We start from the raw sequence: 12,353 nt of genomic DNA on the forward strand, positions 1-12,353 counted from the left end.
GAATGGAAGCAGTTGTCGGGCAGCTGTTCACCGGCCTGAGCCTGGGTTCCATTCTGCTGCTGGCGGCCCTCGGGTTGTCGCTGACCTTCGGGCAGATGGGCGTGATCAACATGGCCCACGGCGCGTTCATCATGGCGGGGTCCTATACCGCCTACACGGTGCAGACCTACCTGGTGTCGAATACCGACGTATCGTTGATCGTCTCGCTGTTCGTCGGATTCCTGGCCGGCGGTCTCATGGGTGTCGTCCTCGAAGTGACGCTGATCAAACGGATGTACGACCGGCCGCTGGACACCCTGCTGGTGACCTTCGGTGTGGGCTTGATCCTGCAGCAGGCGGCCCGCGACATCTTCGGTGCACCCGCGGTCCGCGTGGTGACACCGGAATGGCTCGGTGGCGGGGTGGAGATCCTGGGGGCCGTGGTCCCCAGGACCCGGATCTTCATCATGCTGCTCGCGGTGCTGTGCGTGACGGCCATCGCGGTGACCATGAAATACACCGCAATGGGCCGGCGGATCCGGGCCGTGGTTCAGCATCGTGATCTCGCCGAAACGAGCGGTATCTCCAGCCGCGGCACCGATATCACGACATTCTTCATCGGTTCGGGTCTCGCCGGGGTGGCCGGTGTGGCGCTGACATTGATCGGCTCCACCAGTTCCAATACCGGTGCCAACTATCTGGTCGACGCCTTCCTGGTGGTGGTGATCGGCGGTCTCGGGCAGATCCGGGGCGCAGTACTGGCCGCGGTGGCGCTGGGGCTGCTCAATTCGTTCATCGAATACAGCACCACGGCCTCGGTGGCGAAGGTGATCGTATTCGTCGTCATCGTGATCTTCCTGCAGGTCCGGCCGCAGGGACTGTTCATGATCCGGTCGAGGAGTCTGGTATGAGGGAATTCCTGACCACCCGCTGGAAGGTCTATTCGGGGTTCGCGCTGGCCGCTGTGCTGTTGTTCGCGGTGGCGCCCGCGGTGCTCTCCGATTTCCGGCTCAACCTGCTCGGCAAGTTCCTCTGCTTCGCCATCGTGGCGGTCGGGATCGGTTTGGCCTGGGGCCGGGGCGGAATGCTCACCCTCGGTCAAGGTGTGTTCTTCGGGCTCGGCGCCTACATCATGGCGATGCATCTGAAGATCTCCGACGCCCAGCTGCGCGGTGACGAGGTACCCGATTTCATGCAGATCGCGGGAATCGGTGAGCTGCCGGCGTATTGGATTCCGTTCTCGTCGCCGGTGGTGACGATCCTGGGCATCCTGATCGTTCCCCCGCTGGTGGCGGTGCTGCTGGGACTCGGTGTATTCAAACGCAAGGTCAAGGGTGCCTATTTCGCGATCCTGTCACAGGCGTTGGCAGCGGCCTTCGCGATCCTGCTGGTGGGTCAGCAGTCCACCGGTGGCAGCAACGGGCTCAACCGGTTCCGCAGTTTCTTCGGGCTGGCGCTCAACGATCCGATCAACCGGCGGCTGCTGTTCTTCATCGCCGCGGGCACACTGCTGGTGATCGTCGCGCTGACCCGGCAGCTGATGTACAGCCGGTGCGGCGAACTGCTGGTCGCGGTGCGCGACCAGGAAGAGCGGGTGCGTTTCCTCGGCTACGACCCGGCCAACGTGAAGGTGGTCGCGTATGCGGTGGCCGCGCTGTTCGCCGGTATCGCGGGGGCGTTGTTCGTACCGATCGTGGGCATCATCTCCCCCGCCGATATCGGGATCGTGCCGTCCATCGCGTTCCTCACCGGGGTTGCGATCGGTGGCCGCACGACTCTGCTGGGCCCGGTACTGGGTGCGATCGCGGTGGCCTGGGCGCAGACCAGCCTCTCGGAAAGCTTCCCCTCGGGCTGGGTGTATGCGCAGGGCGTCCTGTTCATCGTCGTGGTCGGGTTCTGCCCGGCGGGCCTGGCGGGCCTGGTCACCTTGCTGCGACGGCGGAAACGGGGTGCGGACGAGGATCCGGCACCGCCCGGGCCGACGCCGCAGCTCGCAGCCGCCACCCCGGTAGGAGTGCCGTCATGACTCAGGAAACGACCACCGCACCGGTCGCCGGTGGTAACGCCGGAATGCACAGCGATTACCTGGAGGTCCGGGGGCTGAGCGTCGAATTCGACGGATTCAAGGCCGTATCGAATGTCGATCTGACCCTCTTCCAGGGTGATCTGCGGTTCCTCATCGGACCCAACGGCGCCGGAAAAACCACCATCATCGACGCGATCACCGGTTTGGTGCCGGCCACCGGGTCGGTGCAGAAATCCGGGGTCGAACTACTGGGCAAGAAGGTGCATCAGATCGCCCGGCTGGGTGTGGGGCGCACCTTCCAGACCGCCAGCGTGTTCGAGGAACTGTCGGTCCTGCAGAACCTGGATATCGCCGCCGGGGCGGGCCGATCGATGTGGACCATGCTGCGCCGCCGCCCGGCCGAGGTCTCGGAATCGATCGAGCGGGCGCTGGAAACGATCGGGCTCACCAAGTTGCGGAACAAACCCGCCGGAACGCTGGCCCACGGCCAGAAACAGTGGCTCGAAATCGGCATGCTGCTGGTTCAGGACGCCTCGGTGCTGCTGCTGGACGAACCCGTCGCCGGGATGAGCCAGGAGGAGCGGGAGGAAACCGGGAACCTGTTACGCCGCATCGGTGGTGAACGCACGGTCGTGGTGGTCGAACACGATATGGATTTCATGCGCAACTTCGCCACCTCGGTGACGGTGCTGGCGCGCGGCGCGATCCTCGCCGAGGGGTCGGTGGCCGAGGTCCAGGCCGATCCCGCCGTGCAGGAGGCGTACCTCGGCACCGCCGCTGCGCCGAGCCCGGAGGAAGCGAAACGCAACCGCACAGCACTCCCGACCGGAACCGGTGTGCAGCCCCCGGCAGAGCCGGACGCCGAAGCTGCGGCGAGACGCAACGGCGTCGCATCCTCGCGGGGGCACGAAGGACAAGGAGAGTGACGGTGCTGGAACTCATCGATGTCCATGCTGGTTACGGCCGCACCGAGGTGGTGCACGGGGTCGGGATCGAGGTCCCGGCCGATGGAGTCGCCGCGATCATGGGACACAACGGGGCCGGAAAGACCACCTTGCTGCGTGCCGCGGTGGGGCTGGTGCAAACTGGTCGGGGCCGGATCCGCTTCGACGGCGCCGATATCACCTCGTTGCGGCCCAGTGCGCGGGTAAAACGGGGAATCGCCTATGTCCCCCAGGGCCAGCAGTGCTTCGGTCATCTCACCACCGCCGAGAATCTGCGCGTGGTGGCCGACGGCCGTAAACGGGGCGCGGCGTTGATCGACGAGCAGCTGGATCTGTTTCCCGCGCTGAAGGATCTGCTCGGCCGCCGGGCCGGGTTGTTGTCCGGCGGGCAGCGCCAGCAGCTGGCCATCGCCCGCGCGCTCATCACCGAACCGCGCATGCTCATCCTCGATGAACCCACCGAGGGTATCCAGCCGTCGGTGGTGGCCGAGATCGAGAACACCATCACCGAACTGGTGGGTCGCGGTGGGCTCGGAGTGCTGCTGGTGGAACAGCACATCGGTTTCGCGTTGCGGGCGGCGAGCCGGTATTACGTGCTGGAAAGCGGCAGGGTCACCTCGACCGGGGAGGGTGGCGCCGGTGCCGTCGACACCGTTCGCGCCGCCATGACTCTTTAGGCTGCGCGTCGTGACCGAACCACGAAGCAAACGCGAATCCCGAAGCGACACTGTGTACAAGGCGTTGCGCGACGAACTCATGGGCGGTGCGCTGGCACCGGACGAACGGCTCGGTGAGGAACGGCTGGCCGACCGGCACGGCGTTTCCCGCACCCCGGTGCGGGAAGCGCTGGCCCGGTTGCAGGCCGACGGGCTCGTCGAACGCCGTGACGCCGGCCTGTTCCCGTACCGGCCGCGACTGGACACCCTGGGTGACTACTACGAGCTGCGGATCACCTTGGAAGTGCAAGGCATCGCCCGCGTGCTCGATGATCCGGATCTGGGCCACGACCGTGCCGTACTCGGCCCGGAGATCGACCGGTGGCGCGCCTTCCGCACCGCACCGCCGGACCCGGACGCCGGTTTCGTCGACGCCGACGAACAGTTTCACACCGTCCTGCTGGAATCGTCGGGCAATCACGCCCTCACCGAGGCCCTGCGCACGGTGAACGCCCGGATCCGCCCGGTTCGGATGTTCGACTATCTGACCCCCGACCGCATGCTCGCGACCATCGACGAACACATCGCCATCGGCGCGGCCGTCCTCGACCGCGACCTCACCGGTGCCCGCGAGCAACTCCTGGCCCATATCGACCAATCCCGCCGCGTGGTGGCCGACCGAGCCGGTCAGGTGCTCCAGCTGACCCGCCTGGCCCGCGCGACCAAAACCTGAATTTCCCGGCTACCCGGTAGCCGGCACTGTCCACGCCGAGAGGATCGACCGTGACCGAGACCGCACCGCAGTTGTATACACCACTGCATACACCACTGCCCGAATGTTTGCTTATCGCCAATCGCGGTGAGATCGCCTGCCGTATTCTGCGCACCGCGCGGCGGCTGGGGATCGATACGGTCGCGGTGTTCTCCGATGCCGACGAGGGTTCCCGGCATGTGCGGATGGCCGATCGCGCGGTCCGGCTGGGGCCCGCCCCGGCGGCGGAGTCCTATCTTCGCGCCGAGGCGGTGATCGAGGCGGCGCTGTCCAGTGGAGCGACAGCGATTCATCCCGGCTACGGGTTCCTTTCCGAGAATGCCGATTTCGCGGCGGAGGTGGAGGCAGCCGGGATCGCGTTCGTCGGTCCGGCAGCCGAACATCTGCGGCTTTTCGGCGATAAGCACAGTGCCCGGCAGGCCGCCGCGGCGGCGGGTGTGCCGCTGGTCGCCGGGAGCGGGTTGCTCGCGGGGCTCGACGAAGCGCTGGCGGAGGCCGACCGAATCGGCTACCCGGTGATGCTCAAGGCGGCCGGGGGCGGCGGCGGTATCGGGATGGCGGCCTGTGCGGGTCCCGCCGAACTCACTTACACCTACCAGCGTGTGATCCGGTTGGCGCAAAACAACTTCGGGTCGTCTTCGGTATATCTGGAGCGGTTCGTCGCCCGAGCCCGGCATGTGGAGGTGCAGATCTTCGGTGACGGACGGGGTCGCGCGATATCCCTGGGTACGCGCGATTGCAGTTTGCAGCGGCGCAATCAGAAGGTCATCGAGGAGGCACCGGCGCCCGGGCTCCCCTATACCGTGAGCGAACGGCTGCTCGAATCGAGCCGGAAACTGCTCGGCGAGGTCGGCTATCGGTCCGCTGGAACCGTCGAATTCATCTATGACGTGGACCGCGGCGAGGCATCGTTCCTGGAAGTGAACACTCGCCTGCAGGTGGAACATCCGGTCACCGAGGCCGTTACCGGCGTCGATCTGGTCGAGTGGATGCTACGGCTGGCGGGCGGAGATTCCACTTTCCTCGACAATGTCCCCGATGCCGGCCCGCCCGTCACCGGGTTCGCCGTGGAAGCCCGCGTCTACGCGGAGGATCCCGGTAACGACTACCGCCCCGGCGCCGGCACACTCACCGGCGTCGAGATCCCCGGCGCGGAGGCGCGGGTGGAGACCTGGGTCGAAACCGGCACCGAGATCAGCCCCTACTACGACCCGCTGATCGCCAAGATCATCACGTCGGGTGAGAGCCGCACCGAGGCCCTGCACCGGCTCCGCACGGCGCTCGACAACACCCGCATGTTCGGTATCACCACCAATCTGCCCCAGTTGCGCGCCGCCGCCACGAGCTCCCCCATGCTCGACGCCCGGCACACCACCGCGACCCTCGGCAGCCTGGCCACCATCCGGCCCCGCCTGGAGATCTTGCGCGCCGGCGTCTCCACCACCGTCCAGGACTATCCCGGCCGCCTCGGACTCTGGAACGTCGGCATCCCACCGTCGGGCGCCTTCGACGATCTGTCCTTCCAGCTCGCCAATCACGCCGTCGGCAACTCCCTCGGCGAGAACGGCCTGGAGGCGACATTGCTCGGGCCGCGCCTGCGCTGTACCGACACCACGATCGTCTGCGTCACCGGCGCCGAGGCTCCGGTCACCGTGGACGGCGCGCCCGTGCCCATGTGGGAGCCGATCACCGTCCCCGCCGGTTCGGTTGTCGATATCGGCGCCCCCTACGACACCGGCCTGCGCACCTACCTCGCGGTCCGCGGCGGTATCCTCGCCCCCGACTATCACGGCAGCGCGGCGACTTTCACCCTCGGCGGGTTCGGCGGTATCACCGGCCGGGCCGTCGCGACCGGCGATATCCTCGGCATCAAACCCGACGCCGGCGGTCTGCTCGACCCCGCACCCATCCCGGCGGAGGAACGCCCCGAATTCGGCCACACCTGGTACGTCGGAGTCGGCGAGGGCCCCCAGCCCGCACCCGACTATTTCACCCCGGCCGATATCGCCCAGTTCTACGACGCGACCTGGCAGGTACAGGCCCATGCCAACCGCACCGGCCTGCGCCTGGCGGGCCCGAAACCGACCTGGTCGCGCACCGACGGCGGTGACGCGGGGCTGCATCCGTCGAATCTGCACGACTGTCCGTACAGCGTCGGCGCGCTCAACCTCTCCGGCGACACCCCGATTCTGCTCGGCCCCGACGGCCCCAGCCTGGGCGGTTTCGCCTGCCCGCTCACGGTGGTCTCCGCGCACCGCTGGAAGCTGGGCCAGATGCGCCCCGGCGACCAGGTGCGTTTCGTCCCGGTCGCCGATGACCGCACCGCCGAGTTCCGTGCTGCACCGGCACTGCGCGGCCGGAACATATCCACTCCCGAACTTCTCGGCTCCCGCGAAGAGGACAACGGTGTCCTGGGCCGCCGCGATGCCGGTGCCGGCACCCCCGAGGTCAAGTACCTACGCGGGGGCGACGACAACGTTCTCGTCGAATACGGCCCGATGGAACTCGACCTCGGCCTGCGTATGCGCGTGCACGCCTTGGGCAAACGGCTCGACAAAGCCGCCATTCCCGGCCTGATCGATATCACCCCCGGTGTGCGTTCCCTGCATCTGCATTTCGACGCCGACGTGATCGATCAACGCACCGTGGTCCGCCTGCTCGGCGAGCTCGAGGACGATATCCCCGATACCGCCGACCTCCGCGTCCCGAGCCGCCATATCGAATTGCCGCTGTCCTTCGACGATCCAGCCATCGCGCAGGCCATCGAACGCTACAGGCACGGCGTCCGCTCCGAAGCGCCCTGGTTGCCGTCGAATATCGAGTTCATCCGGCGCATCAACGGCCTGGACAGTGTCGAGGAGGTCCGCGATATCGTCTTCGACGCCCAATACATGGTGCTCGGGCTCGGCGACGTCTACCTGGGTGCACCGCTGGCCGTCCCACTCGACCCCCGCCACCGCCTGGTGACCACCAAATACAACCCGGCCCGCACCTGGACCCCATCCGACGCGGTCGGTATCGGCGGCAAGTACCTGTGCGTCTACGGGATGGAATCCCCCGGGGGCTACCAGCTCATCGGCCGCACCGTCCCCATCTGGTCCGGGTACCGGCAGCGCGCCCCGTTCGAAACCGGCAAACCGTGGCTGTTCCGGTTCTTCGACCGCATCAGCTGGTACCCGGTCTCGGCCGAGGAACTTCTCGACCTGCGCGCCGATATGTCGGCGGGGCGCTTCGAAATACGTACCAGCGTCGGCGAATTCGCGATGGCCGAACACCTCGGGTTCTTGGCGGAGCACGCCACCGATATCGCCGGCACCGAGGAAATCCGGCAGATCGCGTTCACCGCCGAACGGCAGCGCTGGGAGGCCGGCGGTGAACTCAGTGCGCAGGCCGAACCGGATCCCGCACCGGAGACCGCCGATACGCTCGACCTTCCCGAAGGCTGCGAGGTCGTCAGCGCTCCGATGATGGCGAATGTGTGGCGAGTGGAGGTCGCCGAAGGTGATCGCGTCGAGGCCGGCGCGACCCTGCTCGTCCTGGAGGCCATGAAAATGGAGCTGCCCGTGGCGGCGGAGGCCGCGGGGACAGTCCGCGCGCTCATCGCCACCGCCGGCGACCAAGTGACCACCGGCGCACCGCTGGTCGTCATCGAAACCGAAGGAGCGGCATGACAATGGCGAAACTACCGCTATCCGACTCCGGCACCGGGTCGCCCACCGAGTCCGGCACCGCCCGCGGCGCAACCGGCACAACTGCCGCTGCCCCCGACACCACCGCCACCGCCCACGGGAAGCCCGGCGCCCGCCCCGACACCACTGGCACCGCATCAGGCACGACCGCGACCGTTTCCGGCGGGGCCGGCCACGCCGCCGCCGCAGGGAATACCGGTGGCGCCGCCTACTCCGCCCGTGCAACCCGGACCATCACGGAGACGGCGGGTAATGCACCGGCAGTTGTCGACAGGGTCGCCGCCGCCTATCGGATCATTGCGGAGCAGGACCGCCCCGAGGTCTGGATCTCGCTACGCGCCGAAGCCGACGTGCTGGCCGAGGCCGCGGCGCTCGACGCCCGGGTCGAACAGGGCGATGAGCTGCCTCTCGCAGGAGTTCTCGTTGCGGTCAAGGACAATATCGATATCGCCGGTATCCCTACCACCTGTGCGTGCCCCGGTTTCGCCCACACCCCGGAACATACGGCTCCCGCCGTGGCGCGGTTGACCGAACACGGCGCTATCGTCCTCGGTAAAACCAATCTCGACCAGTTCGCCACCGGCCTCGTCGGTACCCGCAGCCCCTACGGCGCTGTCCGCAACAGCCGCTTCCCCGACCGCGTCGCCGGCGGCAGCAGTTCCGGTTCGGCGGTTGCGGTCGCCCTCGGTATGGTCGATGCCGCCCTGGGTACCGATACCGCCGGTTCCGGCCGGGTACCGGCCGCGCTGAACGGCATCGTCGGTATCAAACCGACCCTCGGACTCATCCCTGCCACCGGGCTTGTCCCCGCTTGCCCCGACTACGACGCCATCTCGGTGTTCGCCCGCGACCTGGCGCTCGCCACAAAGGTCGCGAATATCATGATCGGCCCGGACCCGGCCGATCCCCGCTCCCGGGCCTGGCCCGCCGATACGCCTCTCGGCGCACCGGCGCGCACCACCCTTGCCGTTCCCACCGACGACAACCTGCAATCCCTGACCACCGCCTACCGCGCCGCCTTCGACGCCACCGTCGCCCGCTGGCGGGCAGATGGCGGTGAAATCGCCACGGTCGATATCGCCGAACTGCTCGACGCCGCGAAACTGCTCTACGACGGTGCGATCGTCGCCCAGCGCTATACCGCCGTCGGCGAGTTTCTCAGTGGCGCGCCGGAAGGCGCCGACCCGCTGGTCTCCGCCATCATCACCGGTGGCGCACGCCCCGCCGCGCATTCCTATGTCGCCGACCTCGATCGCCTCACGCACGCCGCGGCCACCGCCCGCCGCCTGTTCACCGAATACCCCGCCCTGCTGGTGCCCACCACCACAGAGCATCCGACTCTCGAAGCGGTTGCGGCCGAACCCCTGTCGATCAACAGCCGGATGGGCACGTTCACCAATTTCTGCAATCTCCTCGACCTGGCCGCGGTCGCGGTGCCGGGCGAGAACACCGCCGGGGGCGACCCGTTCGGCGTCATGTTCGTCACGCCCGCCTTCGCCGATCAGATCGGTATCGACCTCGCCGCCCGGCTGCTCGGCGAACCGTCTCCCCTGCTCACCGGCACCGGCACCGATCTCCTGGTGGTCGGCGCCCACCTGCGCGGCCTCCCCCTGCACCACCAGCTGGAACAAGCCCGCGCCCGTTTCCTCGGCGAGGTGCGGACGGCGGCGGCCTACCGCATGGTCGCACTGCCCGCCGCCCCGCCGAAACCCGGGATGCTTCGCGTCGGTTCCGGCGGCCACGCCCTGCCCGGCGAACTGTATCGCCTCTCCCCCGCCGCTCTCGGCACGTTCCTGAGCAACCTGCCGTCGCCGATGACACTGGGCAAGGTCGAACTGGATTCCGGCGAATGGGTCACGGGTTTCGCCTGCGATTTCGAATCATCACGTGACGCCACAGATATCACCGAGTACGGGGGGTGGCGGAACTATCTGAACGCCGATCGGTGACCGTGGGTCCCGATCATCTCTTACAGCGGCAGCGAATCCGGCCACCGTACCGATGAGGGGCGCGGTGGCCCGGTCGCGGCCTCGACCCGCCGTCGCGCGGATGCCGACCGGCCGATGCGTGCGGCACTGTCCGGCCACCGTATCGGCCCGATCGGCGGCAGTCATGCGGCGAAGGCACACGGCCGGCGACCGTTATCCCCGCGACGGTTCCGAGAACGGGCGAGATGCGTGAAACAGCGCACGTGCCCGATGATGTACCCGTGGGCGATACGGATACGTGCGCCCGCGCCGCTGCCGGATGGTCGGGGAGGAAACTTTTGGACGAGATATTCGGGCGCTACCGGCTGCGCGAAATGATCGGTGCCGGCGGTATGGGCGAGGTGTATCGCGCCCACGACACGGCCACCGATCGGATCGTGGCGATCAAGCTGCTCCCCCGGCATCTCTCGGCCGACGCCGAATACCGGGAGCGGTTCCGCCGCGAGGCCCACGCCGCGGCCCGGCTGCGGGAACCGCATATCGTGCCGATCCATGATTTCGGCGAGATCGACGGCCGCCTGTACCTCGATATGCGGCTCATCACCGGTACCGATCTGTCGACCGTCCTCACCGCCGGTGGACCGCTACCGCCCGAGGTGGCGGTCGATATCGTCGACCAGATCGCGGCCGCTCTCGGCGCGGCGCACGCCGAGGGCCTGGTGCATCGCGATGTCAAACCTTCCAACATCTTGCTCGCCGAACGGAATTTCGCCTACCTCATCGACTTCGGGATCGCCCGCTCCACCGCTGATACAGGTCTCACCGGCACGGGAACCACCGTCGGAACACGTGCCTATATGGCGCCGGAACGCTTCACCACAGGCCGGGCAGATCCTCGAGCCGATATCTATTCGCTGGCCTGTGTCCTGTACGAATGTCTCACCGGCAGCCGGCCGTTTCCGGGCGACAGCGCCGAGCAGCAGATCGCGGCCCACCTCACCAGCCCGCCGCCACCGCCGGGAGCATTCCGGCCGCAACTGCAGCCTTTCGACGAGGTTGTCGCACAGGGCATGCACAAGGACCCCGAGCGGCGCTACGCCAACCCCGTCGAGCTCGCGGACGCCGCCCGCCGGGCGCAGCGCTCGCTCGCCGCGACCCCGCATTCCGGGGATTCCTCCTCCGTGGGCGGGGTTCGATCCGTACCCCGCTACTCGCGCACCGCGGAAACTGCCGTCGCTCGGGGCGCCGCCGGAGTTGCGCACACTGCCGACCGGCGCAATGCCGTCACCGAGGTCGCGGGTCGGTTGCGTGCGGAAAATGGTCCGGACGCCGGTCTCATCTCGCCGCGACCGCGCCCGGTCTCCACCGGATACGTTGTCGTATTCGCACTGCTCGTCGTCACCGCGGTCGTCGTCGCGGCGCTGGCCGTCACCACCTCGGATTCCGAGGGAAAACCCCGAACTGTCGGTATCACCGAAACCCTCCGGCTCGATACGACGGCGAGCCAGATCGCGGTGGACCCGGATACCCGCACCCTTTACGTCACCGGTTCGTCCGACGCCACAGTGTCGATGATCGACACCGGCACCCGCCGAGTGGTGGCGACTGTTCCGGTCGGCGGGCGGCCCGGTTCTCCCGTTGTCGATCCAGCCACCCACAACGTCTACGTCCCGCACCCGAATTCCGAGGACGTATCGGTGATCGACCCCCGCGCCCGCACCGTCGTGGCCACCGTTACGGTCGGCTTCCGCCCCCGGGATGTGGTGCCCGATCCCGGGAACCGAACCGTCTACGTCGTCGGCGGGGACAAGGTGGCGGTGATCGATACCGATACCCATACGGTGACGGCCACCGTGCCCGGGGAGGCGATCTCGGGAAACGAGCAAGCGACTCTCGACCCCGGCGCGCACGCCCTCTATATCACCGGCCCCGAGGGTCTGACAGTGCTCGATACCCGGACCCTCACCCTGGCGGCACCCATTTTGCCGGAAAAGTCCGGACGCCCACTGGATGTGGCAGTCGACCCCACCACTCACACCGTCTACGCCACTTTTTTGAAAGATCTCGACGACGGCGGGGACGAACGGTGGTTGTCGATCATCGACGGAAGTTCCCGGAAGACCGTCGCCTCCGTACCGGTGCTCGGCAATGCACTCGATATCGCCGTCGACCCTGCTGCCCGGACCGTCTACGTCGTCAACTATCACGACATGTTGGCGATCGACACCGAAACCCGAACCGTCACCGACACCATCGATCTCCCTTCCGACGGCTCGGGCGAAGCCATCGCGGTCGACTATTCCGGCAGTATCGCCTACGTTGCCCAGGGCAGCGTCATCTCGGTGATCGGCCGCTGACT

At 67.5% G+C, this 12,353-nt stretch carries 8 protein-coding genes; all 8 read left to right on the forward strand.

What is annotated here, in order from left to right; genetic code table 11:
- Positions 1 to 2 precede the first annotated feature (2 nt).
- Positions 3 to 890: an urea ABC transporter permease subunit UrtB gene (gene urtB, locus IU448_RS08055; protein ID WP_195054774.1), complete on the forward strand. Its 888-nt coding sequence runs from the start codon at positions 3 to 5 to the stop codon at positions 888 to 890.
- A complete protein-coding gene (gene urtC / locus IU448_RS08060; RefSeq protein WP_195054775.1) occupies positions 887 to 2,005 on the forward strand; it encodes an urea ABC transporter permease subunit UrtC in 1,119 nt (372 codons plus the stop codon). The genes urtB and urtC overlap by 4 nt, the downstream gene beginning before the upstream one ends.
- Positions 2,002 to 2,931 carry an urea ABC transporter ATP-binding protein UrtD gene (gene urtD, locus IU448_RS08065; protein ID WP_195054776.1) on the forward strand — a complete coding sequence of 310 codons (930 nt, stop codon included), beginning with the start codon at positions 2,002 to 2,004 and terminating at the stop codon, positions 2,929 to 2,931. The genes urtC and urtD overlap by 4 nt, the downstream gene beginning before the upstream one ends.
- A gap of 2 nt (positions 2,932 to 2,933) precedes the next feature.
- Positions 2,934 to 3,626, forward strand: a complete 693-nt coding sequence (urtE, locus tag IU448_RS08070) for an urea ABC transporter ATP-binding subunit UrtE (RefSeq protein WP_195055112.1) — start codon at positions 2,934 to 2,936, stop codon at positions 3,624 to 3,626.
- Between the two features lie 10 nt (positions 3,627 to 3,636).
- Positions 3,637 to 4,338, forward strand: coding sequence for a GntR family transcriptional regulator (locus IU448_RS08075; RefSeq protein ID WP_324188527.1), 702 nt, complete (start codon positions 3,637 to 3,639; stop codon positions 4,336 to 4,338).
- Between the two features lie 50 nt (positions 4,339 to 4,388).
- Complete coding sequence (gene uca, locus IU448_RS08080; RefSeq protein WP_324188528.1) at positions 4,389 to 8,048, forward strand: urea carboxylase; 3,660 nt, start codon at positions 4,389 to 4,391, stop codon at positions 8,046 to 8,048.
- The gene (gene atzF / locus IU448_RS08085) at positions 8,045 to 10,015 is read left to right on the forward strand and encodes an allophanate hydrolase (RefSeq protein WP_228812066.1); all 1,971 of its coding nucleotides are present in this window, start codon (positions 8,045 to 8,047) and stop codon (positions 10,013 to 10,015) included. The genes uca and atzF overlap by 4 nt, the downstream gene beginning before the upstream one ends.
- 317 nt (positions 10,016 to 10,332) lie before the next feature.
- Entirely contained in the window at positions 10,333 to 12,351 is a 2,019-nt protein-coding gene (locus tag IU448_RS08090; protein WP_416382964.1) for a serine/threonine-protein kinase, read from the forward strand.
- Positions 12,352 to 12,353 lie beyond the last annotated feature (2 nt).

The organism is Nocardia flavorosea (assembly GCF_015477805.1).
Classification (GTDB): Bacteria; Actinomycetota; Actinomycetes; order Mycobacteriales; family Mycobacteriaceae; genus Nocardia; species Nocardia flavorosea_A.